Source organism: Methylobacterium sp. ap11 (genome assembly GCF_900110515.1).
In the GTDB taxonomy this organism is placed as follows: domain Bacteria; phylum Pseudomonadota; class Alphaproteobacteria; order Rhizobiales; family Beijerinckiaceae; genus Methylobacterium; species Methylobacterium ajmalii.
On the sequence record NZ_FOEB01000021.1, the window covers coordinates 25101 to 52028 of the forward strand.

Annotated in this window: 23 protein-coding genes; 9 read left to right on the forward strand and 14 right to left on the reverse strand. The window is 72.7% G+C overall.

Annotated elements, in window-relative coordinates; translation table 11 throughout:
* The first annotated feature begins 9 nt into the window (after positions 1-9).
* The 5 genes from BMX97_RS24015 to BMX97_RS24035 are packed head-to-tail and all read left to right on the forward strand — an operon-like array spanning position 10 to position 4877.
* Positions 10-1140 (forward strand): PhoH family protein, encoded by a 1131-nt coding sequence (locus tag BMX97_RS24015; protein WP_091753739.1) that lies wholly within the window; start codon positions 10-12, stop codon positions 1138-1140.
* Positions 1137-1619 (forward strand): rRNA maturation RNase YbeY, encoded by a 483-nt coding sequence (gene ybeY, locus BMX97_RS24020; RefSeq protein ID WP_091753740.1) that lies wholly within the window; start codon positions 1137-1139, stop codon positions 1617-1619. The genes BMX97_RS24015 and ybeY overlap by 4 nt, the downstream gene beginning before the upstream one ends.
* Before the next feature lie 30 nt (positions 1620-1649).
* Positions 1650-2690: a hemolysin family protein gene (locus BMX97_RS24025; protein WP_091753741.1), complete on the forward strand. Its 1041-nt coding sequence runs from the start codon at positions 1650-1652 to the stop codon at positions 2688-2690.
* A gap of 52 nt (positions 2691-2742) precedes the next feature.
* Entirely contained in the window at positions 2743-4452 is a 1710-nt protein-coding gene (gene lnt, locus BMX97_RS24030; RefSeq protein WP_091753742.1) for an apolipoprotein N-acyltransferase, read from the forward strand.
* Positions 4449-4877, forward strand: coding sequence for a helix-turn-helix domain-containing protein (locus BMX97_RS24035; protein WP_091753811.1), 429 nt, complete (start codon positions 4449-4451; stop codon positions 4875-4877). Before lnt ends, BMX97_RS24035 begins: the two co-directional genes overlap by 4 nt.
* A 75-nt stretch (positions 4878-4952) precedes the next feature.
* Here the strand turns inward: BMX97_RS24035 and BMX97_RS24040 are convergent, their stop codons facing one another.
* From BMX97_RS24040 to BMX97_RS24065, 6 genes are all read right to left on the reverse strand, one after another.
* Positions 4953-5921, reverse strand: coding sequence for an alpha/beta hydrolase (locus tag BMX97_RS24040; RefSeq protein WP_091753743.1), 969 nt, complete (start codon positions 5919-5921; stop codon positions 4953-4955).
* A gap of 73 nt (positions 5922-5994) precedes the next feature.
* Positions 5995-7206: an acyl-CoA dehydrogenase family protein gene (locus BMX97_RS24045; RefSeq protein ID WP_091753744.1), complete on the reverse strand. Its 1212-nt coding sequence runs from the start codon at positions 7204-7206 to the stop codon at positions 5995-5997.
* A 375-nt stretch (positions 7207-7581) separates the two neighbouring features.
* Entirely contained in the window at positions 7582-8088 is a 507-nt protein-coding gene (locus BMX97_RS24050) for a hypothetical protein (RefSeq protein ID WP_091753745.1), read from the reverse strand.
* Entirely contained in the window at positions 8085-9887 is a 1803-nt protein-coding gene (locus BMX97_RS24055) for a PQQ-dependent dehydrogenase, methanol/ethanol family (protein ID WP_091753746.1), read from the reverse strand. Before BMX97_RS24055 ends, BMX97_RS24050 begins: the two co-directional genes overlap by 4 nt.
* Positions 9888-10090: 203 nt before the next feature.
* Complete coding sequence (locus BMX97_RS24060; RefSeq protein WP_091753747.1) at positions 10091-10660, reverse strand: QcrA and Rieske domain-containing protein; 570 nt, start codon at positions 10658-10660, stop codon at positions 10091-10093.
* Positions 10661-10826: 166 nt separating this feature from the next.
* Positions 10827-11378, reverse strand: a complete 552-nt coding sequence (locus tag BMX97_RS24065) for an SCO family protein (RefSeq protein WP_177202337.1) — start codon at positions 11376-11378, stop codon at positions 10827-10829.
* Positions 11379-11689: 311 nt separating this feature from the next.
* Between BMX97_RS24065 and BMX97_RS24070 the strand changes: the two genes are divergently transcribed.
* Positions 11690-12169 (forward strand): cupin domain-containing protein, encoded by a 480-nt coding sequence (locus BMX97_RS24070; RefSeq protein ID WP_091753749.1) that lies wholly within the window; start codon positions 11690-11692, stop codon positions 12167-12169.
* A 337-nt stretch (positions 12170-12506) separates the two neighbouring features.
* Here the strand turns inward: BMX97_RS24070 and BMX97_RS24075 are convergent, their stop codons facing one another.
* The 4 genes from BMX97_RS24075 to hisC all read right to left on the reverse strand — a co-directional run bounded on the left by BMX97_RS24075 (position 12507) and on the right by hisC (position 16630).
* Positions 12507-13235 carry an SDR family oxidoreductase gene (locus BMX97_RS24075; RefSeq protein WP_091753750.1) on the reverse strand — a complete coding sequence of 243 codons (729 nt, stop codon included), beginning with the start codon at positions 13233-13235 and terminating at the stop codon, positions 12507-12509.
* 21 nt (positions 13236-13256) lie between these two features.
* Complete coding sequence (locus BMX97_RS24080) at positions 13257-14444, reverse strand: patatin-like phospholipase family protein (protein ID WP_244538616.1); 1188 nt, start codon at positions 14442-14444, stop codon at positions 13257-13259.
* Between the two features lie 148 nt (positions 14445-14592).
* Positions 14593-15525, reverse strand: coding sequence for a prephenate/arogenate dehydrogenase family protein (locus BMX97_RS24085; protein WP_091753751.1), 933 nt, complete (start codon positions 15523-15525; stop codon positions 14593-14595).
* A complete protein-coding gene (gene hisC / locus BMX97_RS24090; protein ID WP_091753752.1) occupies positions 15518-16630 on the reverse strand; it encodes a histidinol-phosphate transaminase in 1113 nt (370 codons plus the stop codon). Before hisC ends, BMX97_RS24085 begins: the two co-directional genes overlap by 8 nt.
* A 281-nt stretch (positions 16631-16911) precedes the next feature.
* Between hisC and BMX97_RS24095 the strand changes: the two genes are divergently transcribed.
* Complete coding sequence (locus BMX97_RS24095; protein WP_091753753.1) at positions 16912-17691, forward strand: DUF1499 domain-containing protein; 780 nt, start codon at positions 16912-16914, stop codon at positions 17689-17691.
* Between the two features lie 14 nt (positions 17692-17705).
* Here BMX97_RS24095 and BMX97_RS24100 read toward each other — a convergent pair whose 3' ends face one another.
* Positions 17706-18698 carry an aldo/keto reductase gene (locus BMX97_RS24100; protein ID WP_091753754.1) on the reverse strand — a complete coding sequence of 331 codons (993 nt, stop codon included), beginning with the start codon at positions 18696-18698 and terminating at the stop codon, positions 17706-17708.
* Positions 18699-18794: 96 nt separating this feature from the next.
* Here BMX97_RS24100 and BMX97_RS24105 point away from each other — a divergent pair, with 96 nt between their 5' ends.
* Positions 18795-19688 carry a LysR family transcriptional regulator gene (locus BMX97_RS24105; RefSeq protein WP_091753755.1) on the forward strand — a complete coding sequence of 298 codons (894 nt, stop codon included), beginning with the start codon at positions 18795-18797 and terminating at the stop codon, positions 19686-19688.
* Between the two features lie 125 nt (positions 19689-19813).
* Here BMX97_RS24105 and BMX97_RS24110 read toward each other — a convergent pair whose 3' ends face one another.
* Both BMX97_RS24110 and BMX97_RS24115 read right to left on the reverse strand, forming a co-directional pair.
* On the reverse strand, positions 19814-20080 hold the full coding sequence (locus BMX97_RS24110; protein ID WP_091753756.1) for a hypothetical protein: 267 nt from the start codon (positions 20078-20080) through the stop codon (positions 19814-19816).
* A 277-nt stretch (positions 20081-20357) separates the two neighbouring features.
* On the reverse strand, positions 20358-20561 hold the full coding sequence (locus BMX97_RS24115) for a hypothetical protein (protein ID WP_048426219.1): 204 nt from the start codon (positions 20559-20561) through the stop codon (positions 20358-20360).
* Positions 20562-20852: 291 nt separating this feature from the next.
* Here BMX97_RS24115 and BMX97_RS24120 point away from each other — a divergent pair, with 291 nt between their 5' ends.
* A complete protein-coding gene (locus BMX97_RS24120) occupies positions 20853-21533 on the forward strand; it encodes a spermidine synthase (protein ID WP_091753757.1) in 681 nt (226 codons plus the stop codon).
* Between the two features lie 49 nt (positions 21534-21582).
* Here the strand turns inward: BMX97_RS24120 and BMX97_RS24125 are convergent, their stop codons facing one another.
* Entirely contained in the window at positions 21583-26907 is a 5325-nt protein-coding gene (locus BMX97_RS24125) for an alpha-2-macroglobulin family protein (RefSeq protein ID WP_091753758.1), read from the reverse strand.
* Positions 26908-26928 lie beyond the last annotated feature (21 nt).

Sequence of the window (26928 nt, forward strand, 5' to 3'; positions counted from 1 at the left end):
AACGACAGAATGGCGACCGGAGAGGCGGGCGGGCGCGGCCCGAAGGGGCGCGATCCCGCGCGCGAGCGCGAGATCCCCCCGCGGGCGGTGGCGGGCCTGAGCGAGGCGGCCGAGATCGCCCTGACCTTCGACGACAACCGCCTGGCGAGCCTGGTCTTCGGCCAGTTCGACCAGAACGTCGCCCATCTGGAGCGGCGCCTCGGCGTGGTGGCGACCGCGCTCGGCAACCACGTCGTGGTCAAGGGCCCGCCGGATTCGGCCGAGCGGGCGCGCCGGGTGCTGGAACTGCTCTACGCCCGCGTCCGAGACGGCGGCGGGGCGCCGCTCAGCCTCGGCGACGTCGACGGGGTGATCCAGGAATCCTCGCTCCAGGGCAACCTGTTCTCGCCCGCCGAGGCGCCGGCGAACGGCGAGCGCCCGTCCTTCGACCAGATCGCCACACGCCGCCGCGGCGGCGTACGGGCCCGCAACGCCGCTCAGGACGCCTACATAAAGGCGTTGCGCGCCCACGAGCTGGTCTTCGCGGAAGGGCCTGCCGGCACCGGCAAGACTTGGCTGGCCGTCGGCTACGCGGTCTCGCTCCTCGAGCAGGGCCATGCCGAGCGGCTGATCCTGTCGCGCCCTGCGGTCGAGGCCGGCGAGCGGCTGGGCTTCTTGCCCGGCGACATGCGCGAGAAGGTCGATCCCTATCTCCGCCCGATCTACGACGCCCTCTACGACTTCATGGAGGCGCGCCACGTCGATCGCGGCCTGCAGACCGGCATGATCGAGATCGCCCCGCTCGCGTTCATGCGCGGGCGGACGCTGACCAACGCGGTGGTGCTCCTCGACGAGGCGCAGAACACCACCTCGATGCAGATGAAGATGTTCCTGACCCGGCTCGGCGAGAATTCCCGGATGATCGTCACCGGCGATCCGAGCCAGATCGACCTGCCGCCGGGCCAGAAATCCGGCCTCGTCGAGGCGGTGCGGATCCTCGACGGCGTCGAGGGCGTCGGCCGGGTCACCTTCCGCAACGTCGACGTGGTCCGCCACGACCTCGTGCGCCGGATCGTCACGGCCTACGAGACCGATGCCCGGGAGAACCCGGAACTCGCACCCCAGCGGCCGACCCCCTCGCGCCGAGGGCCGCTGCCGTGAGCGACAACGAGATCGACGTCTCGGTCGAGGACGAGCGCTGGGAGTCCGTCGCGCCCGATCTCGAGGCCTTCATCGCCCGTGCAGTGGAAGCGGCGCTCGCCGTCGTGCCGCCCGGCGGCCCGATCGAGATCAGCCTGGTGCTCACCGACGACCCCTCGGTGCAGGAGCTGAACCGCGCCTGGCGGGGCAAGGACAAGCCGACCAACGTGCTGTCCTTCCCCAACGAGCAGCCGCATGGCGGCGGCCCACGCCTCCTCGGCGACGTGGTTCTTGCGTATGACACAATGCTGCGCGAGAGTGGGGAGCAGTCGAAGCCCCTCGGCCACCACCTCGCCCACCTCGTGGTTCATGGCACGCTGCACCTCCTCGGTCACGACCACGAGCTCGGCGATGCCGAGGCCGACGCCATGGAGGCGTTGGAGGTCAAGGCCCTGCGGCGCCTCGGCGTGCCGGACCCGTACGGCGATGCGGCCGAGTGAGCCGCCGCTCCCATCCCAGACGCGAGAGACATGAGCAACGATCGAAGTCGCAGCGCCGCCGCGACCGCGCAGGCGATCCCGGAGGATGACAGTCCGGGGCGCGAACCCTGGTATGATCGCCTCCTCAACATCTTCCACCTGAAGGCCCGCGACGCCCAGCGCGACGGCCTCTCGGACGCCCTCGACGAGGTGCGGAACGGCGACCACGCCGTCTCGGCGGTCGAGCAGGCGATGCTCAAGAACGTGTTGAGCCTCCACCGGGTGCGGGTCGACGACGTGATGATCCCCCGGTCCGAGGTGGTGGCGGTGTCGATCGACACCGCGCTCGGCACCCTGCTCAAGGTGTTCCGCTCGGCCGGCCATTCCCGCCTGCCGGTCTATGGCGAGAGCATGGACGACCCCCGCGGCATGGTCCACATCCGCGACTTCGTCGACTACATGGCGAGCCGGGCCGAAGCCGAGGGCGACCGCCTGCCCGACCTCGCCGGGGTCGACCTCGCGGCGACGCTCGCCACCACCCGCATCCTGCGCCCGGTGCTGTTCGTGCCGCCGTCCATGCCGGCGATCGACCTGCTCGCCCGGATGCAGGCGAGCCGCACCCACATGGCGCTCGTCATCGACGAGTACGGCGGCACCGACGGCCTGATCTCGATCGAGGACCTGATCGAGGTCGTGGTCGGCGACATCGAGGATGAGCACGACGTCGCCGAGGGCCACCGCGTCCTCAAGGTCGACGGCGAGAGCGAGATCTTCGTCGCCGACGCCCGCGCCAGCCTCGACGACGTCGCCGAGGCAACCGGCGTCGACCTCGCGGCGGCGGTGGGCGAGGCGGCCGAGGAGGTCGACACGCTGGGCGGCCTGATCGTCACGCTCGCCGGCCGGGTCCCGGCCCGGGGCGAGGTCATCGCCATGCCGGGCGACTTCGAGGTCGAGGTGCTGGACGCCGACCCGCGGCGGATCAAGCGCCTGCGCATGCATCGCGGCCTCGCCCGGCTCGAGGGACCGGAGGCGCCGCTCGCCCTGCCGCCCCCCGGCGCCGAGGCCGGCCTCCGGGCGGATTCCGCCGCCTGACCCTCACCCGCGGCGCCCGTGCGGCGCCGCGCGCGCCCTCGCGAGCCCGCCGATGCAGCACACCGACACGAACGGGGCGGCCCGCGCCGTCCCGGCGACGCCCTTCGGCCTCACGCCGCTCGCCCACCGCGTCGCCCTGACCTCCGGCTGGGTGCGGCTCGGCCTCGCCTGGCTCGCGGGGGCCTGCGGCGCCCTGGCGATGCCGCCCTTCGGGTTCCTGCCCGCCCTCTGCCTCGCGCTCGTCCCGGCGGTCTGGCTCCTCGACGGAGCCGCCACCGCCTCCTCGCGCCTCGGCAGGCGGGCCGGCACGGCGCTCGCCGCCGGCGTGATCGGCTGGGCCTGGGGCTTCGGCTACCTCACGGCCGGGCTGTGGTGGCTCGGCGCCGCCTTCCTGGTCGAGGCCGACCAGTTCGCCTACCTGATGCCGCTCGGCGTGCTCGGCCTGCCGGCGGCGCTGGGACTGTTCTACGGCGCGGGCTTTGCCGTCGCGCGCCTGCTCTGGTCGCCGGGGCCCGCCCGCATCGCCGCGCTCGCCTTCGGCATCGCAAGCGCCGAATGGCTGCGCGGGCACCTGTTCACCGGGTTTCCGTGGAACACCCTCGGCATGGCGCTCGGCCAGAACCTCTGGCTGATGCAGGCCGCCTCGGTCGTCGGCCTCTACGGGCTCACCGTGCTGGCGGTGCTGATCTGCGCGGCACCCGCCACGCTCTCCGATCCGGACGGGCCGGGACGCGCGGCGCTGCGGCGGTTCGGGCCGCCCGGCGCCGCGCTCCTGCTGCTCGCCGGACTCGCCCTCGGGGGGGCGCTGCGGCTGCCCGCCGGCCCGATGCCGGAGGTGCCCGGCGTGCGCCTGCGCCTCGTCCAGGCCGCCATCCCGCAGGATGCCCGCTTCAACCCGCGCAACCGCGAGGGCATCCTCGAGCGCTATCTCGGCTTGAGCGACAGCGCCACCGCGCCGGACCGCCAGGGCCTGCGCGACGTCACCCACCTGATCTGGCCTGAATCCTCGTTTCCGTTCCTGATCCAGCGCGATCCCCAGGCGCTGCGCCGGATCGGGAGCGCGCTGCCGCCCGGGACGCTCCTCGTCACCGGTGCGGCCCGGGCCGACGAGCCGCTACCGGGCGAACGCCTGCGCTTCTACAACTCCATCCTGATGATCGGCCAGGACGGGATCGTCGGCGGACGCTACGACAAGCTTCACCTCGTGCCCTTCGGCGAGTACCTGCCGGATCCGGTCGACGGCCTGTTGCGGGCGCTCGGCCTGAAGCAGTTCGTCGCGGTACCGGGCGGCTTCACCCCGGGCGAGGCGCAGGAGCGCATTCCCCTCTCCGTGCCGGGCCTGCCTCCGGTGGCGCCCTCGATCTGCTACGAGGCGATTTTTCCCGGGGCCGTCGCCGCGCATCGCGAGCGTCCGGGGCTGCTGCTCAACGTCACCAACGACGGCTGGTTCGGCGACACGCCGGGCCCGCGCCAGCATTTCGCCCAGGCGCGGCTGCGCGCCGTGGAGGAAGGTATTCCTCTCGTGCGGGCCGCGAACACCGGCATCAGCGCGGTCGTGGACCCGTATGGCCGGGTGACCGGAATGTTGTCGGTCGGGGCCGAGGGCGTGCTCGACCGGCCGCTGCCCAGGAACCTTAGGGAAAGTCCGCCTTACGGACGATTCGGTGATGTTCTTTTCTGCGTCATGCTCCTAGGGTGCCTGTCGCTGGTCGTCGTGGCGCGCGTCCGCCGCGCGTCCGGCCAGTCCCGCGGAGCGTCATAGTGAAGAAGGCACCGGATCCGGTCGATCGTCATGTCGGGCATCGCGTACGCGTCCGACGACTCCTGATCGGCGTGAGCCAGGAACGGCTCGGCGACGCCCTCGGGGTGACGTTCCAGCAGATCCAGAAATACGAGAAGGGCGCCAACCGGATCAGCGCCAGCCGGTTGAACCAGATCTCCGAGATGCTGGGCGTGCCGGTGAGCTTCTTCTACGAGGGCGCGCCGCGCCAGGACGGCATGCGGAGCGAGGAGGGCGGGGCCGAGGCCGCGGCCGATCCCGTCGCCCACGACGTGCTCTGGACCAGCCAGGACCTGCAGCTCGTGCGCGCCTTCCAGCGCATCGGCGACAACCAGGTCCGCCGCCGCATCATCAGCCTGGTCGAGGCGATCGGCGTCGGCGAGACGCCTTCCGACGACGCGCCGTGACCACCCCGACGCACGGCCGGTGATCCGGCCGTGGGCGGGCGGGCCCTGTCTGTGCGGGCCGCGGGCGCGTGCCCGTCAGCGTGCCCCGCGTCCGCCCTCCAGGCTCCAGCGCTCCAGCAGGGCCTCGGCCACGAAGCTCAGGATCGTCGCCGAGGTCCGCACCAGCCGGCTCATGGTCAGGATGCCGTGGGTCTGGTCGGAGAGGTGCAGCGCCGTGACCGGCACGCCGTCGCGCTCGAGGCGGTGGGCGTAGGCTCGCGCCTCCTCGCAGAGCGGGTCGTGGCCGCAGGTCAGCACCAGGGCCGGCGCCGTCCCGGCGAGGCTGGCGGCGCGGGCCGGCGAGGCGCGCCAGTCGGTGCGGTCGCGGGTCTCCGGCACGTAATGGTCGACGAAGTAGCGCATCGTGCCGGCCGTCAGGGGCTGGCCCGCGACGATGCGCTCGTAGCCCTCGCTGGTCATCGCGAGATCGACGGCGGGGTAGAGCAGCACCTGCATCGCGGTGCGCGGCAGGGCGCCGTCGCGGCCCATCAGGGCCAGCACCGCCGCGAGGTTGCCCCCCGCGCTGTCGCCGCCCACCGCCAGCCGGGCCGGATCCACGCCGAGCCCCTCCGCCCGCTCGACCACGAAGGCGAGCGCCGCGGCCGCGTCCTCGACCGCCGCCGGGAAGGGATGCTCGGGGGCGAGCCGGTAATCGACCGAGATCACGCAAGCACGCGTCAGGTTGGCCAGCCGCCGGCAGACCCAGTCGTGCGACTCGACGTTGCCGAGCACCCAGCCGCCGCCATGCAGGTAGACGAGGCAGGGCAGGCGCGCCTCCGGGGCCGTGCCCTCGCCGCGGTAGAGCCGCAGCGGCACCGGGCCGGCCGGGGAGGGCGCGGCGAGGTCGCGGATCTGCGCCACCTCGTCCGGCGGCGGCTGCAGCGCCCGGCGCCCGGCGAGGTAGCTGCGCCGCGCCGCCTCGGGCGGCAGCGATTCGAGGGGCTGCGCGTCGGCGGCGCGCAGCATCGCCAGCAGGGCCTGGACGTCGGGATGGAGGGCGGGCATCGGGCGGCTCGAACGGAACGGGGGTGGAGACCCTTAGCAGACCTCCGCCCGGAGGGGGCTCAGATCTTGGACCTCATGCCTCCCCAGTGGGCCAGGCGAAGAAGCCGCGGCCTTCCGATTCGAGGTGGCGGTTCAGCACCATGCGGTGGACCTCGTCGGCCCCGTCCACCAGCCGCGCCTGGCGGGCGTAGCGGTAGATCCACTCCAGCACCGTATCCTTGGAGTAGCCGCGGGCGCCGTTGATCTGGATGCCGATATCGGCCGCCCGGTGCAGGGTGTTGGCGACGTGGACCTTCGCCATCGACACCTCCTTGCGGGCGAACCGCCCCTGGTCGAGCTCCCAGGCGGCGCGCATCACCAGGAGCCGACCGATCTCGATGTCCATGGCGAGGCCGCCGAGCATCAGCTGCACGCTCTCGCGCTCGGCGAGGCGCACGCCGAAGCCCTCGCGGGTGGCGGCATACTCTTGCGCGATCTCGACGCAGCGGCCGGCGAGCCCGAGCCAGCGCATGCAGTGGGTGAGGCGGGCGGGGCCAAGGCGGACCTGCGTCACCTTCAGGCCCTTGCCCTCGCCGCCGAGCACGTCCTCGGGCTTGATGGTCAAGCCGTCGAAGGCGAGCTCGCAATGGCCGCCATGCTCCTCCGGCCCCATGATCGGGATGCGGCGGACGATCTCCCAGCCCGGCTGGTCGCGGTGGAACAGGAAGGCGGTGAGCCCGTAGCGCGGATCGTCCGAGGTGCGCGCGATCAGGATGAAGTGGGCCGCGTCCTCGGCGCCGGTGATGTACCACTTGCGGCCGGTGATCCGCCACGAGCCGTCCGGCTGGCGCTCGGCGCGGGTCCTGATCATCGACGGGTCGGAGCCGCCGCCGGGATGCGGCTCGGTCATCGCGAAGGCCGAGCGCACCTCCCCGGAGACGATCGGCTCCAGCCAGCGCGCCTTCTGCTCGGGGGTGCCGAGCGCTTCCAGCACCATCATGTTGCCGTCGTCGGGGGCGGCGGAGTTGAACACCACGGGCCCGAAGATCGAGCGGTTCATCTCGGTGTAGCAGGCCGCCATGCCGACCTTGCCGAGCCCCTGGCCGCCGGTCTCGGGCTTGAGCTGCAGGCACCACAGGCCGGCGGCCCTGGCCTTGTCGCGCAAACGCGCCAGGGCCTCGGGTCCGATATTCTCGTGCTCGTCCCAGGTGCTCCGGTCGGCCTCGACGGGCAGGATCTCGCTCTCGACGAAGGCCGCGATGCGGGCGCGATACTCCTCGATGCGGGGAGAGAGCGTGAAGTCCATGGCCGAATCCCTCGGGCGGTGGAATTATAATTCCAAACGCTTGCGCTACCCGGGGGCTGGGGTCAAGCGTGGATAGCTTTCCGGGCAGCCCGGAGCATGTGGCTGCGGGCACGGCGCACGACAGGGGCGAGGCGGCTGCAGTGATCGCGCATCTCACCCGCCACCTCATCCTGAGGTGCGACCAACGGGAGCCTCGAAGGAGGGCTCCAGAAGTCTCCGGGATATCTGGAGCCCTCCTTCGAGGCTCAGCGATCTTCGATCGCTTCGCACCTCAGGATGAGGTTGAGGGTAGGAAGGGCGAGAGCCGCTCGCGAATCGTCCTGTCGTGTCCGCCGGCCTGCGACATCACTTGCTGCGAGATCAGTTGCCGCGACATCATTTACCCCTCGGCGGCCCGGTCGGGACCAGGAGGGCGATGCGGTAGGTGCCGCCCTCGCGGCCGACCAGGAACACGCTGGTCGGGGCGGCGTCGCCCTCGACCGGCGGCTCGTCGAACACCACCCGCAGCCGCTCGGTCACCGGCATGTTGGCCTTGAGCGTGCCCCGCGCCGTCGCCTCGGCGAGGCCGTCCTCCGGCATCGGCTCCAGGGCCGCCGCCTTGATCGGCCGGCCGAAGCCGGAGCGGATCTGGTAGAGCGTCAGGCGCTTGCGCTGCGCCCTCGTGCCGGTCCAGTTCACCAGCCGCTCGAAGGCGGCGACGTCGTGGTCGGTCATGGCCTTCGTCACGTAGGCGACGAGGGCGTCCGCTTGCGCGGGGAGGGGAGCGCCGCTCCCGGCCGGCGCCTCCGGTGCGGGCTGCGCCGCGGCCGGCCCCGCGAGGAGGCCGGCCACGAGCGCCAGGGCGGCGAGACGCAGCCCCGGCTTCGTCGAGGGGCGGGTCACTTGGCCGCCGCCTCCTCGCCCATTACCCGGAAGACCCAGATCACCCCGCCCTGCGGCAGGACGCTGACCCGGCGCTCCTCGGGGATGAGCGCGTTGATGCCGGTCAGCATCCGCTCGGCATCGACGCCCCAGCCGGCCTGGACCGCCACGTACTGGATCCCGTCGACCATGTAGCTCGACGGCACGCCGGTGACGCCGGAATTGAGCCGCGTCTCCCACAGCACCTTGCCGGTGGTGCCGTCGAGTGCCCGGAACTTCCGGTCGCTGGTGCCGCCGGCGAAGATCAGCCCGCTGCCGGTGGTGAGCAGCGGCCCCCAGTTCGCCGAATCCTGGAAGTCGTGCTGCCAGGCCTTCTTGCCGGTCTTCGGATCCCAGGCCTGGATCGCCCCGATGGCGAAGGGCTTCGACTTGTCGACCCCGTCGCGCAGGCGCAGCGAGTTCAGCACCTCGTCGATCGGGATGCCGATATAGAGCTCGCCCGGCTTGCGCGTGCCGGCCTGGGCGCCGGCCAGTTCCGAGCACAGGTTGTCGTTGGACGGGATGTAGAACAGCCCGGTCTTCGGATTGTAGGCTTCCGGCGGCCAGTCCTTGCCGCCCCACAGGCCGGGGCAGAAGGCGGCGCGCCGGTTGATGCCCGGGATCTTGGACTGGTCGTAGGTCGGCCGGCCGGTCTTGGGGTCGAGCGAGGCGAAGACGTCCTGGTGCACGAACGGCTTGCCGTCGACGAAGCTCAGGGGCCCGTCCTTGCTGCGCTCGAGCGTCCAGAGGTAGCCGTTGCGGCCGGCATGGATCGCGGCCGCGATCTTCCTGCCGTCGCGCTCGATGTCGATCAGCACCGGCGCCGAGACCTCGTCCCAGTCCCAGGCGTCGTTCCAGTGATACTGGTGGTGGCCCTTGATCTTGCCGGAATCGAGATCGAGCGCCACGACCGACGAGGTGTAGAGGTTGTCGCCCGGCCGCGCGTCCGGCGTCCAGGGCCCACCGTTGCCGGTGCCGAAATAGGCGAGGTTGGCGGCCGGGTCGTAGCTGCCCTGGATCCAGACCGAGCCGCCGCCGGTCTTCCAGGAATCGCCCTTCCAGGTGTCGGCCGCCGGGTCGCCGGGGCCGGCCACCGTGTAGGTCTTCCAGGCCTCGTTGCCGGTCTCGGCGTCGAGCGCCGTGATGAAGCCGCGCACGCCGTACTCGCCGCCGGAGACGCCGACCACGACCTTGCCCTTTGCTACCAGCGGCGAGAGCGTCATGTAGTAGCCGTCCTGCCAGGGGGCGACGCACTTCTCCCACTTCACCTTGCCGGTGGTGGCGCCGAGCGCGACCACGCAGGCATCGGTGGTGGTCATGTAGACGCTGTCGCCGTAGAGCCCGACGCCGCGGTTGGTCGGGTGCAGCTGCGACAACTCCGGCGGCAGCTCCTTCTGGTAGCGCCACAGGATCTCGCCGGTGCGGGCGTTGATCGCCATCACCTGGGCCTGCGGGGTGGTGACGAACATCACCCCGTTGTTGACGATCGGCGGGGCCTGGTGGCCTTCGCTGACGCCGGTCGACAGGCTCCAGGCCGGGACGAGCTTGGTGACGTTCTTGGCGGTAATCTGGTCGAGCGGGGAATAGCCCCAGCTCTGGTAGTTGCCCCGGTATTGCAGCCAGTTCTCCGGCTCGGGGTTCGCCAGCCGCTGGTCGGTGACCGGCTTGTAGTCGACCTTGTCGGCCGGGCCGGCCTCGGCCGGCGCACCGGCGAGCGCGAGGGCTACCGCACAGGGCGCGACCGCGGCGAGCCAGTGCCTGGCCCGAACGAGACGTGACATGCTGCTCTCCTCAAGGCGGGGGCCCGGCGCGGCGGCCGGCCCGGCATTTCCCAAGACCCTATCGATTGGTTTTGCGGACCCGCGTCGTTGGCGCGCGGGTCTCTTACCCTCGGCACGCGGTGCGCCGACGGTCCCTCGTCTCGACGATCGGCGCGGCAGGGCTGCCGTTTTCGGTGCGCGGCGCCCGCTGGCGTCGCCCGTCCTCAAGCGGAGCCCGGACCGGGCTTGGCCGTGAAGCCGCCGGCCACAATCAGCGCGCCGCCCTCGCCCCTGGCCAGCGGCAGGACCGGCAGGCGCTTGCGCGCCGGCCCCTTGGCGACCCGTCCGCCCTCGGCGGGCAGGAACTCGGAATGGTGGCAGAAGCAGCTCAGGCGCTTCGTCTCGTGGTTCCAGCCCGAGATGGTGCAGCCCTGGTGCGTGCAGACGCCGGAGAGCGCCACGACGCCCTCGACCGCGTGGGCGCGCTGGTCCTCGGCAACCTGATCGGGGGCCACCCGCACCAGGATGATCTTGGAGAATCGCGAGCCCTCGCGCCGGCCGCCCTGCGGGTCAACCGCCACCGCCTCGACGAGCTCGCCGCCGACCGGCAGGCCGTCCAGCGTCACGGCCTGCCCCGCCTTCGCCCCGTCGGCGAGCACCAGCCGGTCGCCCTTCTGCGGCAGCGTGTCCTCCGGCCCCGCGAACGCGGCGCCCCCGGTCGCGCAGCAGGCAACGGCGCCCATCACGACGCTGCGCCGGTCGAGACCGGGCACACGTTGTCCCTCACGAGCCATCTTTCCTCCCGTTGCCTGTTATTATGTTCTTATGATTTCACCTATGAGTAGCCGACAGGGTGCGGGCGTCAACCCGCTTCGTGTCGGGATGTCGTCGTTTCGACGTGGCGCGATGCACGCTCTACTTGGTGCGACGCGAGAGCGACTTGTGCAATGCAGTAGCGCGTCAGCGGGCCAGGGCCGCCCGGAGCGTCGCGGCGAGGGCGTCCGGGTCGATCCCGTTCGGCAGCCGCGCCAGCACCTCGCCCGCCGGGCCGACGAGGAAGAGGTCGCCCGGATGGTCCACCACCCCGTCGTGGCGCCGGATCGGGGCCGCGACCGCGGCCGCGAGGGCGTCGATCACCGCGACCGGGCCGGTCACCGCCACGATGGCGGGATGGAAGGTGTCTAGGTAGCGGGCGAGTGCCGCGGGCCCGTCGCGCTCGGGATCGGCCGCGACCAGCACCGGCACCAGCCGGGCCAGCAGGGCGGGGGGCAACTCGTCGAGGGCCTGGGTCACGGTCATCAGCGCGGTCGGGCACAGGTCCGGGCAGCGCGTGTAGCCGAAATAGACCAGGCGCAGGCGCCCGGCGAAGCGGGCCTCGTCGAGCACGGCGCCGGTCTGGTCGACGAGAGCGTGCCCGGCCGGCCAGGCCAGAGGGCCGGAGGCCGGACGCGCCGAGGGCGCGCCGACGGCCCCGCCCGCGAGGAGCAGCGCCAGCGCGAGCGCCCGGGCCACCGGCCGCACCCTTGCCGAGACGGAAAACATGGCTTCGACCCTGCGCCCCGACACGACTTAAAGCGTCTCCGCGGGCCGGCGCCAGCGACCGGCGGACGATGTCGCGGAGTTATGCCCACACCTCGCAAGGTCGTGATGGCGCGATGTGAGCCGGGAGACGACACGCGACGCCACGCTAATCGCGAAAGGACTTCCTTAACCGCTCCATGCCGCCCCGGCGGCATTCGGGCGGATTCGCACGACCGGCGCAGTTCGCCGTTAAGGCCGCCCGGCCCAATGTTGCCGAGGCGGAAACAATCGGTGGCGAGGCCATGGCGATCATCAAGCAGCTCATCACCACGTCCGGGCCGCTCCTGGCCTATCTGGGCGCCATGCCGCTCGCGCGGATGATCCCGTTCCGATCGCGCTCCGCCCCGCCGCTCCTCGACGGCCCGGTGCAGCGCACCGTCGACTTCCCGGCGGTGCAGCCGCCGACCGCGCCCTATGCCTGGCCGCGATCGCATATCCTGTCGGGCGATCCGGTCCAGACCGCGACCTACATCTACACCAGCCCCGACGGCCTGTTCGCTGCCGGCATCTGGACCTGCGCGATCGGCAAATTCCGTATCGACTTCGGCCGGGCCGAATTCATCCAGATCCTGGAGGGCGAGGTGATCGTCACCGATGCCGAGGGCACCGCCCGCACTTATCGGGCCGGCGACGCCTTCGTGACGCCGAAGGGCTTTTCGGGGACCTGGGACGTGATCGCGCCGATCAAGAAGCACTTCACCTGGTACGGCTCGGGGGAGTGAATGGTCGTTGCCGGACGGGTGCGATACCGTTTCGAGAGGGAAACGGTCGATCCGGTTCGGCGTCTCCGGATAAGGCTGTTGGTCAGGCAGGATGTTTCTACGATATAAAAATTATCAGGGACTGCTTAAAAAACAATTGGTGTTACTGATATTATCCTGCCCTCTCACCTCATCCTGAGGTGTCATTCCATCGTAGATGGACTGACCTCGAAGGAGGCCTCCAGAAGCCGCTGCGATCCCTGGAGACCTCCTTCGAGGTCAGTCGATCAGAGATCGACTAACACCTCAGGATGAGGTTGCTGATGGGAGAAAATATATCTCTCGGTCAAATAGGCCATCACAGATCGAAGTTCGTCGGCAGCATCACCACGTCGCGGATGGTCATGCCGCGCGGGCGCGTCAGCATGAACATCACCACGTTCGCCACCTCCTCGGGCTCGAGCAGGCTGCCGGAGGCGCGGGCCTCCGCCAGCTTCTCGGGCGGCCAGTCGGCGAGGAGCGCCGTGACCACCGGGCCGGGCGAGATCGCGCCGACGCGGATGCCGTGCTTGAACACCTGCCGGCGGGTCGTCTGGACGAAGCAGTTGATCGCCCATTTCGACGAGGCGTAGACCGGCTCCCACGGCGTCGGGTAGTGGGCGGCGAGCGAGCTCGTCACGATGATGTCGCCCGAGCCGCGGGCGATCATGTGCGGCAGCACGTCGTGGACGTTCTTCATCACGACGTTGACGTTGAGATTCAACATCCGGTCGATCGCCGCCGACTCGTTGTCGACGAGGTCGCCGCCGACGTAAGTGCCCGCATTGGCATGCAGGATGTCGAGCCGGCCGGCGGCGTCCAGGATCCGTGGCAGCAGCCCGGCGCAGGCGGCGGGATCGAGGAGATCGAGGGGCAGCGGGAGCGCCGCCGCGCCGTGCCGGGCGCACAGGGTGGCGAGCGCCGCCTCGTCCCGGTCGACGAGGACCACGCGGGCCCCTGCCGCCAGCATCGCCTCGGCGCTGGCGAGCCCGATGCCAGAGCCCGCGCCGGTGACCGCCGCGACCTTGCCGTCCAGTTCGCCCGCCACGGTAACTCCCCTTCGTTCGCGTTACCGCAGCGCCAGCGCGGGCACCGCGGGCACCGCGGGCACCGCCGGCTCGCCGTCGCGCGGCAGGTTCGTCTGCCAGACCGTGCCGCTGCTGCCCTTCTGGTAGCCGTCGTCGTAGAGCTTGCGCATGTAGGCGGTGTCGAAGCCCTGCGAGGCCGGGACCTCGGGGATGCGCCGGTCGATGTAGGTCAGGTTGAAGCCCATGCCGTTGCGCCGTGCGAAGGCGTAGGTGCTGGCGAGCGTGGCTCGTGCGCGGGAGCGCCCGACGGTCGAGAGCGAGCGCACGGCGATCGGCAGGGTGCCGTTCTGGACGAGGTCGAAGCTCGGCTCGATGCGGCCGTTGATGACGACGTAGATGTTGGGCTTGCCGCGGCTCTCGGCGATGCGCCCGTCCTGGGTCAGGAACGCCTCCGGCAGGGTGAAGACCGGCGTCACGACCGAGCCGTCGACATGCATCTCCTGGAATGCGTGGTTGCCGGCCTGGGCGTCGATCAGCATCGGCGGGAAGACCGCCGGCACGCTGGCCGAGGCGGTCAGCACGTCGCGGAAGAGGTCGCGGGCGTTGGGCTGGCCGCTCGCCGCGATGGCGCCCATGTCCCAGATCACGGCGCGCTGCGAATCGAGGTTGGTGGTGACGACGAGGAGGCGCCGTCCCTTGTTGTGCTCCTCGGCCACCGCCGCGATCAGGTCCGGGGTGACGTAGCGCCCGACGAGGTCGCGCAGGCGCGCGTCGCCGAACAGGCCGTCGCCGGTCAGCACGTTGAGGGGGTTGGGCGAGCGAACGAGCGTCGCGGCCTCGCCGCTGGTGTAGATCTCGCGCAGGTACCCGTCATAGGCGGGGCCCAGGAAGGCGAAGGGCGCGATGAGCGCACCGGTCGAGACGCCCGAGACCATGGTGAAATTCGGCCGCCGGCCGGTCTGGCTCCAGCCGTTGAGCACGCCGGCGCCGTAGGCCCCGTCGCCGCCGCCGCCCGAGAGGGCGAGGTAGCTGAACGGCTCGCGCGAGCCCTTCACCTGGTCGGCGACCGCGGCGAAGCTGCGGGCCGAGCCGTCGGCCCAGAACCGCACCTCGGGGGCCTGGCCCGGCACGGTGGCGACGGCGGCCTCCGCGGCCGTGTAGGGCGCGCGCGGCAGCGAGGCGCAGGCGGCGGCCTGCGCCCCGATCAGGGCGACCGCGAGGCCGCGCATCCAGGTCGATCGATGGGACACGATCATTGCACCACGAGTTTCACCACGCCGCCCTCGCCGGGGAGTATCCGACGAAGACGACGAAACGGCAACGCTTATGGCAAAGCTCGAACGGTGGAACGGTTCCGCCGCCCCTACTCCGCCGCCCCTACTCCGCTGCCTTGGGTCCACCGGCGCGGCGGCCGAAATCCGGCTCGGCGGTCTCCTGGCCCATGGCGACGATGCCGCGGCGGATGGCGCGGGTGCGGGTGAACAGGGCGTGCAGCGCCTCGCCGTCGTCCCAGCGGATGGCGCGGGCGAGCGCCGACAGGTCCTCGTTGAAGCGGCCCAGCATCTCCAGCACCGCCTCCTTGTTGGTGAGGAAGATGTCGCGCCACATCGTCGGGTCGGAGGCGGCGATGCGGGTGAAGTCGCGAAAGCCGCCGGCCGAGAACTTGATCACTTCGGACTGGGTCACGGTCTCGAGGTCGGCGGCGGTACCGACGATGTTGTAGGCGATGAGGTGCGGGACGTGGCTGGTGATCGCCAGCACCAGGTCGTGGTGGGCCGGCGTCATCGTCTCGACGACCGAGCCCAGCCCCTCCCAGAAGCCGCGCACCCGCGCCACCGCCGCCGGGTCCGTGCCCTCCGGCGGGGTGAGGATGCACCAGCGTCCGTGGAACAGCGCGGCGAAGCCCGCATCCGGCCCCGAATGCTCGGTGCCGGCGACCGGGTGGGCGGGCACGAAGCTCACGCCCTCGGGCAGGTGCGGGGTGGCGGCCGCCACCACCGCGGCCTTGACCGAGCCCACGTCGGACAGGATCGCGCCGGGCGCGAGCGCCCCGGCGATCTCGGCGGCCACCGCCCCGATGGCGCCGACCGGCACGCACAGGATCACGAGGTCGGCCCCCGCCACCCCGGCGGCGAGGTCGGTCGTCGCCGTATCGGCGAGGCCGAGCGCCCGCACGCGGTCGATCACGCCCTCGTCGCGGTCGACCGCGACGATCTCGCGCGCGAGCCCGCCCGCCCGGGCGCCCCGGGCCAGCGAGGAACCGATCAGCCCGAGGCCGACGAGCGCCAGGCGCCGGAACGGCTCAGCCACGTGGCTCGCCCTTCATGAAGGCCGTGAGGGCCGCCACCAGGGCCTCGTTGGATTCGGCGCCGCCGATCGTCAGGCGTAGCGCGTTCGGCAGGCCGTAGGCCGCGACCCGACGCAGGATCATCCCGCGGGCGGTGAGGTAGGCGTCGGCGTCGGCCGCGGTGCGTCCGGCGGTCTCCGGGAAGTGGATCAGCACGAAGTTGCCGACGCTCGGCGTGACGGTCAGCCCGAGGCCTTCCAGCGCCTGCGTCACCTTCGGCAGCCAGGCGTCGTTGTGGGCCACCGCGGCGGCGATGTGGGCGTCGTCGGCCATCGCGGCGGCGCCGGCGGTGATCGCCGCGGCGCCGAGGTTGAACGGGCCGCGGATGCGGTTGACCGCGTCGACGATGGCGGCCGGCGCCACCATCCAGCCGATGCGGAGTGCGGCGAGCCCGTACGCCTTCGAGAAGGTGCGGGTCATCACGACGTTCTCGGATTCGGAGACCAGCTCCAGGCCGGCCGCGTAGTCGTTGCGCCGGACGTACTCGGCATAGGCCGCGTCGAGCACCAGCAGCACCGACTTCGGCAGGCCGGCATGGAGGCGGCGCACCTCGTCGAACGGCAGGTAGGTGCCGGTCGGGTTGTTGGGGTTGGCGAGGTAGACGATGCGGGTCTTGTCGGTCACCGCCGCCAGGATCGCGTCGACGTCGGCCGTGTGGTCGCGCTCGGGCACCACCACCGGCGTCCCGCCCGCCGCCAGGATGGCGATGCGGTAGACGAGGAAGCCGTACTGCGAATAGACGCCCTCGTCGCCCGGGCCCATATAGGCGTAGGTCAGGAGCGACAGCAGCTCGTCCGAGCCGGCGCCGCAGACGATGCGCTCCGGGTCGAGGCCGTATTTCTGGGCGATGGCCTGGCGCAGCTTGGTCGCCGAGCCGTCGGGATAGAGCTCCAGGTGCCCGGCCGTCTCCTGCATCGCCGCGATCGCCGCCGGGCTCGGGCCCATCGGGTTCTCGTTCGAGGACAGCTTGTGGAGCTTCACGCCGGCCGGCGCCGCGCTCTTGCCCGGAACATAGGCCTCGATCGCGAGGACACCGGGGCGCGGGACGGGGCGGAGGGCGGCGGACATGGGCGGACCTGGGCTCGGGGAAGGATGGGGAACCTGAAGCCGTCTAGAACAAGTCGGCGGTTTGGGAAACGGCGCCGGAGCGGGGGAGGGCTGCACGCGGGCGGGCCCCTGGGGACGGGGCTGTGCGCTCACGCCCGTTTCGCCGGCCAGCCGCCGGGCGCCCGGTAGCGCGGGCGGCCGGGGAGCGATAAACCGGGCCTCAGCGATGCCGCCCGCCCCGGCGCGGCCGAGACCCGCCGGATCATGCGCTGCCAGCCCTCCCGTTCCCTCCGCTATCCGACATGCGCCGCCTGATCCTCGAGGAGCCCGTCACCCGGGCGGCGCCGTGGTCGCTGCGCCTCGCCTGGTTCTCCCTCGCGGTGGTCGCCATCGCCCTCGTGCTGGTGCGCGACCCGCGGGCCGAGACCGACGCGGCGATGACGGTGCTGGTCTCCGGGGTCGGGCTCGCGGCGCTCGCGGTCCTGCTCGCGCTGGCGGCCTTCGTGCGGATCTGGCGCGAGGGCGCGCAGGGCCTGCGCACCGCGGTGGGCGGGCTGCTGCTCGCCGCCCTGGTCCTGGCCTATCCGGCCTACATGACCGCGCGAGGCGTGATGCTGCCCCCGCTCACCGACGTCTCGACCGACATCGAGAATCCCCCGGCCTTCTCGCGCTCGCGCGCCGCCTGGGAGGCCCGGAACTGGCGCCTGCCGCGGGATTCGAGCCCCGCCGCCCGCGCGCTCCAGCGCGAGGCCTACCCGCAGATCGCCCCCCTGACCCTCGATCTCGGCCCCGACGAGGCCTTTGCGCTCGCCCTGAAGGCGGCTCAGAACCGCAAGTGGCAGGTGGTGGAATCCTACCGGCCCGGCGGCCGGGTGGGGAACGGCCGCATCGAGGCGGTGGTGCGCTCGCGCCTGCTCGGCCTGCCCTACGACGTGACGGTGCGGCTGCATCCGCGGGCCGACGGCACCCGCATCGACGTGCGCTCCTCGACCCGCTTCGGCGACCGCGACTACGGCCAGAACGCGGACCACATCCGCGCCTACCTGGATGAGATCGGCAACCTCGCCCTCGCGGTGAAGTGAGGCGCCGGGCCCGCCTATCCGGCCGCGCTCTCGATGCCCGCCATCCCGCCCTCGGGGTAGCGGGCGCCCGCCGCCGCGCCGGGAGCGAAGAGGGCGTCGAGCGCCGCGATGTCGGCCGGGGTCAGCGCCAGGTCGGCCGCGGCGGCGTTCTCGGCCAGACGCTCGGGCTGGCGCGTGCCGGGGATCGGGACGACGTGCGGGGCCCGGGTCATCAGCCAGGCGAGCGCCACCTGGCCGGCCGTGGCGTCGCGCGCACGGGCGAAGGCGCACAGCGCCTCGGCGAGGCGGCGGTTGCGCTCGAGCGCGTCGCCCTGGAAGCGCGGGTTGCTGCGGCGGAAATCGTCCGGCGCGAGCGCCGCGACGTCGACTTGGCCGGTCAGGAAGCCGCGGCCGAGCGGCGAATAGGCGACGAGCGCGACGCCGAGCTCCCGGCAGGTCTCGATCAGGCCGGATTCCGGCTCCCGGCTCCATAGCGAATACTCGGTCTGCACCGCGGCGATCGGGTGGACCGCGTGGGCGGCCCGCAGGGTCTCGGGCGAGACCTCCGACAGGCCGAGCGCCCGCACCTTGCCGCCCTCGACGAGGCGCGCCATCGCGCCGACCATCTCGGCGACCGGCACCGCCGGGTCGCGGCGGTGGCAGTAGTACAGGTCGATGGTCTCGATGCCGAAGCGGCGCAGGGATCCCTCGCAGGCCGCCGTGAGGTAGGCCGGGCTGTTGTCGATCCGCCGTGCGCCCGAGCCCGGCTCGCGCACGATGCCGAACTTCGTCGCGACGACCACCCGGTCGCGGCGTCCCCGCAGCACGCCGCCGATCAGGGCCTCGTTGCGGCCGTGGCCGTACATGTCGGCGGTGTCGAGGAAATCGTAGCCGAGGTCGAGGGCGGCCGCGAGGGCGGCCGGCGCCGCCGCCTCGTCGGTCGGCCCGTAGAATTCCGAGAAGCCCATGCAGCCGAGGCCGGGGGCGGAGACGGTGAGGCCGGAGCGGCCGAGGGAACGTCGCAGCATGGATGGATCCTCCTGTCGGACCGCCCCGATCTGGCGTTCCGGCGCCCGCCGGATAAGCTGCGCCGCTCCGCATGAACCGATGAGCCAGGCTCACCAATGGTCCGCGCCGACCTCTCCGACCTCGCGGCCTTCGCGGTGGTGGCCCATCACCGCAGCTTCCGGCGTGCGGCGGCCGCGCTCGGCCTGTCGCCCTCGGCCCTGAGCCATGCCCTGCGGGGCCTGGAGGAGCGGATGGGCGTGCGCCTCCTCAACCGCACCACCCGCAGCCTCGCGCCGACCGAGGCCGGCGCCGCCCTGCTCGAACGGCTCGGTCCCGCCCTCGACGAGATCGCGCAGGCGGTGGCGGCGGCCTCCGCGTCGGCCGGGCGGCCCGCCGGGACCCTGCGGCTCAACGCGCCGCACAGCGCCTGCCGGCTGGTGCTGCGGCCTCTGCTCGCCCGCTTTCTCGCGGCGCATCCGGAGGTCCGGGTCGAGGTGGCCAGCGACGACGCGCTCAGCGACATCGTCGGGGAGGGGTTCGATGCCGGGGTGCGGTTCGGCGAGCGCCTGGCCCTCGACATGGTGGCGGTGCCGCTCGGCGGGCCGCAGCGCTTCGCCGTCGTGGCGGCGCCGGCCTACCTGGCGGCACGCGGCACGCCGCGGGAGCCGGAGGATCTCGCCGGCCATGCCTGCCTGCACCAGCGCTTCCCCGGCGGCGGCCTGTTCGCGTGGGAGCTGGAGCGCGATGGCGTCGTGCCGGTGCTCGATCTCGACGGACCGCTGATCCTCGGGAGCCAAGACCTCATCCGGCTCGCCGCCCTCGACGGGATCGGCATCGGGCTCGTCTTCGAGGCCGAGGTCGCCGCCGACCTCGCGGCCGGCCGCCTGGTGCGGCTCCTGGAGGCGTGGTGTCCGCCCTTCCCGGGCTTCCACCTCTACTATCCGGGGCGCCGGCAGGTGCCGGCGCCGCTTAGGGCCTTCCTCGATCTGGTGCGGCGGGCGGCGCCCTGACGGACGCGCCCGCGCGCAAGATCGAGAGCATTTTCCGACGAAGTGGACACCGGTTCGTCGATAGAAAATGCGGCAAAGCCAATGGCCTAGAGCAGCGCCCGGTTGCAGGGCGATCGGGCGCTGGTCTAGTCGGTATCCTTCTCGGCGTTCTCCGCGCCCTCGCCCTCGCCCTCGGCGGAGGCCTCCGAGGTGTCGTCCGTCTCGGACGGCTCCTGCGCATCGGCCGTGTCCTGCGGGAACGACTTGCCGAAGCCGGGCTTGGCGGGGCGGTTCTTGCGGGCATTGGCCGGCGAGGCGGTGTGGGCCGGCATCGCCGAGAGCCGCGCGATCCGCGCCTTGAACTCCTCGGTCGAGGGGCTCTGGGCGGAGCCGGTGATGAACATCTTGGCCACGGTGGGTCCTCCGGTGGCGGAAATGCGGACCCGCCCGGGGGCGCTCTGCCCGCGATCGGTGCCGCTGGACAGATTTCGCGATCACGTCGGAAGGATGTTTCGGAGCAGCCACCCCGTCGGCGGGGCGATGAAACCCAACAAAATCCGGACACGTATCGACGGATTGATCATGACCGATGTCATGATCATTGACAAGGCGAAACTCTTTGTCTCGCGAGCGGCGGCCGTCCACGGCGCATCCGGCCGCGCGTCTCGCCCCCGGTCGCGCGGCGCGGCTTCAGCGGCGGCGCGGATCGGCCGGCCGGAAGGCACGCTCCACGGCGGCGGTGGCGCTGGCATAGGCCCGCTCCTCGCTGTCGTGCGGGCGGTCGGACCGCTCCAGCAGCTTGCCGTGCTTGCGGATCGCCCAGCCGAATTTTCCTTTCGGGCTGGTCAGCGGGGCCACCTCGATGGTGAAGGGATAGAATTCGTTCTCGCTCATCGCGGGGTTTATGGCACGGAACCGCAGCCGAGGACACACCTTCGCGCGCCCGAAAGCGGGAGAGAATGCGGGGAAGGCGCGGCTCGACGGACCGGGCCGGCCCGTGCGATAGCCGGCGCCATTGCCGGAGCCGCGTCCGCCCGGGTGCGTCCTCCCCGCCGGCACCTCCCGATGCCGCGAGGTCCGGCCCCGCTTCCGCATTTTCGATCGTTTGCCCGACAACCCGCCCGACAACCCGATCGCGTCCACGCCCCTTCCGCGGCCGGTCGCCGTCCCGATGGAGTCCGTTCCTTGATCCCCTGGGTTCACCTCGACACCAGCCCGATCCCCGGCGAGGCTGCCACGCTGCGCCTGATGCGGCGCGGCGACGAATTCGCGATCGTGGTCGACTCGATCGAGCTGATGAACAGCCGCCGCAGCGGCTCGGAGCGGGCGCTCGCCTCCCTGGCCTGCGCGCGCCTGCGCGAGTGGCGGCGTCCGCGGGTGCTGATCGGGGGGCTCGGCATGGGCTTCACCCTGCGGACGGCGCTTGACGAACTGGCTCCGGACGCGGAGGTCGTCGTCGCCGAGCTGGTCCCCGCCGTCGTCGCCTGGGCGCGGGGGCCGCTCGCGCATCTCTTCGCCGGCAGCCTCGACGATCCCCGCGTCACGCTGCGGGAGACCGACGTCCACCACGTGATCGATCACGGACCGGGCGCCTACGACGCCATCCTGCTCGACGTCGACAACGGCCCCGAGGGGCTGGTGCAGCAGACCAACGACCGCCTCTACGACGTCGCCGGCCTCGGCCGGGCGCATCGGGCCCTCAAGCCGGGCGGCCTCCTCGGGGTCTGGTCGGAGCGCCCCGACCGCAAGTTCAAGTCCCGGTTCCAGCGCGGCGGCTTCACGGTCGAGGAGCACAAGGTCCGCTCGGCCGGCAGCGGCGGCCGGCACGTGGTCTGGATCGGCGAGAAGGCGGCCGCGCCGCGGTGACGGTCCGGCCCGCGGCGGAACCGCGGGCTGTCGCAGGCCTGGAGCGGTCCTACCGCGCCGCGCCGATCTCCAGCGTCCCGAAGGCCGTGCGGCCGTAGCGCTCGGGCCGGTACATGTCCTCGATCGTCGCCGCCGGGTGGACGTAGCGGCCGGGCGTCACCGCCCGCACCGTGTAGGCGACGCTGAAGAACGCCGACTGGCCCGGGTCGCGGTCGTAGGCCGCGACGAAGCGGTCGTCGCGGAACTCGGTATGGGTGGGCTTCACGTCGGATTTCGCCCAGGCGAGGCCGGCGGTGGCGTCGGCGTCGAGGAGCTTCGGGTTGTCGATCTCGAGGCCCGCCGGCAGGCGGTCGACGAGGAGGAGGCGCCCGGCGCTGGCCTTGGCCTCGGTCACTTTCAGGGCCACCACCAGCCGGTCGTTCTGGCGGAGCATCGCGAGGTCGGCCGGGCTGCCGTCGAGGCGGTGGTAGCTGCGCTCGATCGTATACCCCTTGGCGGCGGCGGGCTCCGGTACCGCCGGGTTGCCGGAAATGCCGAGGCTGATCGGAACCGGGGTGCTGCCGCGGTTCGTCACCGTCACGGGCTTCGCGTCCAGGACCGCCCCCGGGAAGGTACGGTAGAGCGCGCCCGTCACCGGCGCGCCGTCGAGGGCGAGGGCGGGCGTCTCCTTCGCGTCCTTCGCCGTGTCCTTGGCGGTGTCCTTGGCGAGTTCGGCGGCGGCCAGCACCATCCAGGCCTGTTCCTGGGTGCTGGTCGCCCGGCCGGAGGTCCGCTCCTCGCCGACCACGGTGCCGAGCGGCCCGATCGCGTCGCGGGCGATGCCGGTCTCGGCGGCGAGCGCGATCAGCCCGGCGCCGTCGCGCAGCCGCGAGCCGTAATCGGCCCGGTAGGTGCCGGCGTCGCGCTCGGCCTTGAGCGCCGCCACCGCGGCCTCGAAGGCGGTGCGGGCCCGGGTCCGGTCGCCGAGCAGCGCCAGCGCCGCGGCGATCTGGCCGCGGGCGAGGGGAGTGGCGAAGGCGGCGAGCTTGGTGTCGGCGAGGTAGCGCAGATCCCCCATCACCGGGCGGCCGTTGCGGGCGAGCACGTAGGCCGCGTAGGCGAGATCGAGGCCGCCCTCGGTGACGTCGTTGGCGTTCGCCACCGTGTTGCGCAGCCGGTCGAGGGCGAGGGTCAGCGCCGTCGGCGGGACCGCAAACCCCTTCTCCCGCGCACGGGTCAGGAAGTCGGTGGCGTAGGCGGTGAGCCAGAGGTCCTCGGCATTCCCCGCCGACCACAGCCCGAAGGCGCCGCTCGCATCCTGGCGCGACAGCACCCGGTCGATCGCATTCCGCACCCGCTCGTCGGCGGTGCCGTCGAGGCCGAGCTGGGACAACGCCGCCAGGCGGTTGACCGAGAGGAGCGGCAGGGCCCGGCTCACCAACTGCTCGGTGCAGCCGTAGGGGTAGCGGTCGAGGGCCTGGAGCAGGGCCGGCACGTCGATGCCCGACAGGGGCGAGGCGGCGAGCGTCACCGCGCCGGTACCGGGAATCACCTCGGCGAGGAGGTCGCCCGAGAGGGTCAGGCTGGCGCCGGGCTCCAGGGTGCGGACCTCCCGGCGCAGCAGCGTCCCGGTACCGGGCTGGATCGCGAGGGCGAAGCTCTGGCCGGCGGGCTCGGCGAGCCCCGGGCCGGTCAGCCGCAGATCGACCCGGGCGAGGCCCGGCCCGGCGGCGGTCAACGGAATCTCGACGCTGGCGCGCCCGCCCGCCGCGAGGGGCAGGGAGCGGGTCAGCGCGCCGGCCGGCGCGATGGCCGGGCCGGCGAGGTCGACGTCGACCGCGTAGTCGCCCGCCGCCCCCTCGACGTTGTCGAGGGCGACGTGGAGACGCGAGCGGTCGCCGACGGCGAGGAAGCGCGGCAGGGTGCCGCTCGCCACCACGGGATCGCGGATGACCACGTCGGCGGAGGCTGCGCCGACGCGCGCGGCGCTCCAGGCCGTCACCATCACCCGGGCGGTGCCGTTGAAGGCCGGCAGGGGGAAGCCCACCTCGGCCCGTCCGTCCGGCCCCACCGTGACGACGCCCGAGTAGCGGGCGAGCGGCGCCTGGGCGGGCGGCGCCCCGTCGAGCTCGGCGCCGCCGGCATCGCCCCCGGAGCGGATCGCGCCGAGCGTGCCCTGCATCCCGTCGATCAGGTAGCCGTAGAGGTCGCGGACCTCGGCCGAGAGCGCCTTCTGGCCGAAGAAGAACCCGAACGGGTCGGGGGTGGCGTAGCGGGTCAGGTTGAGGATACCGACATCGACCGCCGCCACGACCACCCGGGCCTCCTCGCCGGATTTGAGCCCGGTGAGCCGGATCGGCAGGCGCAACTCGCCCCGGGGCCGCACCTTCCCGGGCGCCTCGAGGGTCACCCCGAGGGTGCGGGCGTCCCGGTCGATCCCGAACCAGGCCAGGCCCATCGCCCGGCCGGGCAGGCGCTTGGCCGCTTGGTCGAGGGGCCGGTAGGCGGTGGCGACAAGGTAGGCGCCCGCACCCCATTCGGGCTTCACCGGGATCTCGACGGTGGCCCCCGAGGCCGGCAGGTCGAGGGTGCGGATCTCCTGCACCTTGTCGCTGACCACCGCCACGGTGGCGGTGCCGGCGAAGCGCGGCCGCAGCTGCGCCTTCAGGGTGGCGCCGGAGGTGTAGGACTCGCGGTCGAGGGTGAGGTCGAGGAGGTCGGGCGCGTCGGCGCTCTCGCCCCCGCTCCAGCCGACGCCGAACGACAGGCTCGCGGCCTCGAATCCGGGCGCCCGCACTTCCAGCCGGTAGGTGCCGAGATCGACCGGCATCGCGAGCTTAGCCGGTGCGCCGCCCTCCAGAGCCGCGCGGCCGTTGGCGACCTTGGTGGTGGTCTTCACCGGCTCGTAGGCCCAGCGCCCGTCGGCCCGGTACCATTGGTAGCGCCGCTCGACCCGCAGCAGGGTCCAGGTCGCCTCGGCCTGGAGCCGGGTGCCGTCGGGCCGGGCGGCGGCGACCTCGAAGGTCGCGCTCGCGCCCTCGCGCAGGGCGCCGAAGGTCTTCCTGATCCCGAGCACCGGGCCCGCCGGCAGGATCGGCAGGGTCACGCTGCGCTGCACCGCCCGGCCGCCGGGCTCGCCGACCTGGAGCGATACCTTGGCCTCGAACGGCCGCGGCCCGCCGATCCCCGGCACCGGCGCCCGCACGGTGGCGCGTCCCTGCGGGTCGGTGGCGATGGGCGCGTCGAGCTCCGCCGTCACCGGCTCGACGCGCTCGTCGTCGAGCCCGGTGGAGAAATCCTCGAACCCCTTGATGCCGGTGCGCGCCGCCGGCTGCACCGCGACCGCGCCGGTGACGGAGAGGCCGGCCCCGGGCGCGCCGTAGAGGTAGCGCGCACTCACCGCCACCGTCGCGGGCTCGCCCGGCCGCAGCGCCGCCTCGGCGGGGCTGAGCGTCACGTCGAGGCGCTCGGGCACGTAATCCTCGACCAGGAAGGTCGCCTCGCCGACCGGTGCCGCCTTCGGGTCGGTATAGGCCGCGACCCGCCAGGTGCCGGCCTGCGCCCCGGGGAGCAGCGGCAGCGAGACCGCGCGGCCGCCCAGGCCGCCGTCCGCCGCCTGGACCCGGCGGTACTCGACCCCGTCCGGGCGCTTGGCCACCAGGGTCAGGGGCAGGGCCGGGATCGCCGCGCCCTTGGCGTCGCGCAAGAGCGCGGTGAGCTGCACCGTCTCGCCGGAGCGGTAGACCCCGCGCTCGGGGTAGAGGTAGGCCTCGGCGGCGCCCGGCGCCGGCCGGCCCTTCACGCCGCGGTCGGCGAGGTCGAAGGCGCTCAGCGACAGGTCGAGGAAGCCGTAATCCTCGCCGAGCCGCGCCACGACGAGGCTCGGCGCCGCCCCGCCCTCGCCGCGGGACAGCCCCGGATCGAAGGCGGCGTGGCCCTGGGCGTCGGTCGCGCGGCTCGCCAGCACCTCGTTGTTGCGGGCGACGAGGCGGATCTCCGCCCCCTTCAGCACCCCGGCCGAGGCCAGCGAGCGGGCCATCACGTGGATCCCGTCCGGGCCCTTGAAGGCGGTGAGGCCCAGATCCGAGACCACGAACCACTGCGTCGCCTCGGTCTCGTAGCCGCCCTCCTCGTCGGCGAGCGCCGCGGTGCCGCTCGGCCGCGCCGACATCACGTAGAGGCCCGGTTCGATCCTGCCGACCGCCTGCAGGACCGGGAAGGCGGTCACCGCCTCGCGGTTCACCTCCGCGGGCGCGGTGTCGAGCGTGCCCTTCCAGACCGGCTGGCCGCGCTCGCGGGCGATGGTGCGCAGGCCCGAGCCCGAGAGCTGCGTTAAAAATTCGTCGGTGCGGAGCGCCGGCAGGAGGCCGCGGTCGCCGATCCGCACCACCTCGACGTCCAGCTTCGGCGCGTTGACCGAGATGAGCGGCACCCCGGCCTGACCGGTGCGGGGCAGCACGTAGTTGCGCCCGGTGAAGCGGGCCTGCGGGCTGCGGTCGCGGACGTAGAGGTCGTAATCGGCGGCCTTGCGCAGGCTCTCGCCGACGCTCGACGGCAGGCCCTGGCGCAGCACCACCCCGTAGCGCTCGCCGTGGCGCAGGCCGTCGACGCAGACCTGCTGCCCCTGCGCCGTCACGGCGGCGTCGCCGGTGCCCGACACGGCGACGAAGGGCGCGATCTCGGCCTTCGGGTCGAGGGCCTCCGAGAAGGTGAAGCAGGCCCGCGGCGCGGCGGCGTCGGAATCGACCTTGTAGTCGAGCACCCGGAAGCCGTGGGCGTCGCGCAGGGCTTCGTAGGTCTTGGCGGTCTCCGCGTCGCGGGCGAGCGCCAGGCTCGCCGCATAGGCCTCGAGCGCCGGGCGCCAGCTCTCCTGCTTGGCCTGGGCGGCGCCGAGCAGAGCGAGCGCCCTGGCCTCGTCGGCCGGCGAGGCCGCGCGCTGGTAGGCCAGGTAGGCGCCGGCCCGAGCCTCGGCCTTCAGCGTCTGGCTGGTCTCGTAATCGTCGTTCTCGGCGCCGTTGGCGGCCTCGGCGAGGGCGTACCAGTTGCGCCAGTCGGCGGGCTCGGCCACGGCGGCGCGGCGGAAGGCGACGAGCGCCCCGTCGAGGTCGTCCTTGGTGCGCGCGGTCTCCGCCTCGCGGCGCCACTGCGCCGCGGTCTTGCCCCCCGCTCCGCCCTCGCTCTGCAGCCGGGCTTCCAGGCGAACCGCGTCGCTGGCGAGCGCCGGGCGAGCATAGGTCTTGGGAGCCTGGCCCTTGGGCGCCGACTGGACCAGGGCGGCGCGGCGGGGGGCCGGGCTCGCCGGCTGCTGGGCCGCGGCCGGACCGAACGCCAGGACCGTGGCCGAGAGGCTCGCCAGGAAGCCGGCGACGTGTCCGACACGGTTGATGATCGCCATGACCGGCCTGCCCCCGTTCCC

Coding starts and splice junctions, on each gene's coding strand:
- BMX97_RS24055 (WP_091753746.1), bottom strand. CDS start 9,887: ATGTCACGTCTCGTTCGGGCCAGGCACTGGCTCGCCGCGGTCGCGCCC.
- BMX97_RS24015 (WP_091753739.1), top strand. CDS start 10: ATGGCGACCGGAGAGGCGGGCGGGCGCGGCCCGAAGGGGCGCGATCCC.
- BMX97_RS24060 (WP_091753747.1), bottom strand. CDS start 10,660: ATGGCTCGTGAGGGACAACGTGTGCCCGGTCTCGACCGGCGCAGCGTC.
- lnt (WP_091753742.1), top strand. CDS start 2,743: ATGCAGCACACCGACACGAACGGGGCGGCCCGCGCCGTCCCGGCGACG.
- BMX97_RS24100 (WP_091753754.1), bottom strand. CDS start 18,698: ATGCTGCGACGTTCCCTCGGCCGCTCCGGCCTCACCGTCTCCGCCCCC.
- BMX97_RS24040 (WP_091753743.1), bottom strand. CDS start 5,921: ATGCCCGCCCTCCATCCCGACGTCCAGGCCCTGCTGGCGATGCTGCGC.
- BMX97_RS24045 (WP_091753744.1), bottom strand. CDS start 7,206: ATGGACTTCACGCTCTCTCCCCGCATCGAGGAGTATCGCGCCCGCATC.
- BMX97_RS24080 (WP_244538616.1), bottom strand. CDS start 14,444: ATGCGCGGCCTCGCGGTCGCCCTGATCGGGGCGCAGGCCGCCGCCTGC.
- BMX97_RS24070 (WP_091753749.1), top strand. CDS start 11,690: ATGGCGATCATCAAGCAGCTCATCACCACGTCCGGGCCGCTCCTGGCC.
- BMX97_RS24105 (WP_091753755.1), top strand. CDS start 18,795: ATGGTCCGCGCCGACCTCTCCGACCTCGCGGCCTTCGCGGTGGTGGCC.
- BMX97_RS24025 (WP_091753741.1), top strand. CDS start 1,650: ATGAGCAACGATCGAAGTCGCAGCGCCGCCGCGACCGCGCAGGCGATC.
- BMX97_RS24095 (WP_091753753.1), top strand. CDS start 16,912: ATGCGCCGCCTGATCCTCGAGGAGCCCGTCACCCGGGCGGCGCCGTGG.
- hisC (WP_091753752.1), bottom strand. CDS start 16,630: ATGTCCGCCGCCCTCCGCCCCGTCCCGCGCCCCGGTGTCCTCGCGATC.
- BMX97_RS24125 (WP_091753758.1), bottom strand. CDS start 26,907: ATGGCGATCATCAACCGTGTCGGACACGTCGCCGGCTTCCTGGCGAGC.
- BMX97_RS24115 (WP_048426219.1), bottom strand. CDS start 20,561: ATGAGCGAGAACGAATTCTATCCCTTCACCATCGAGGTGGCCCCGCTG.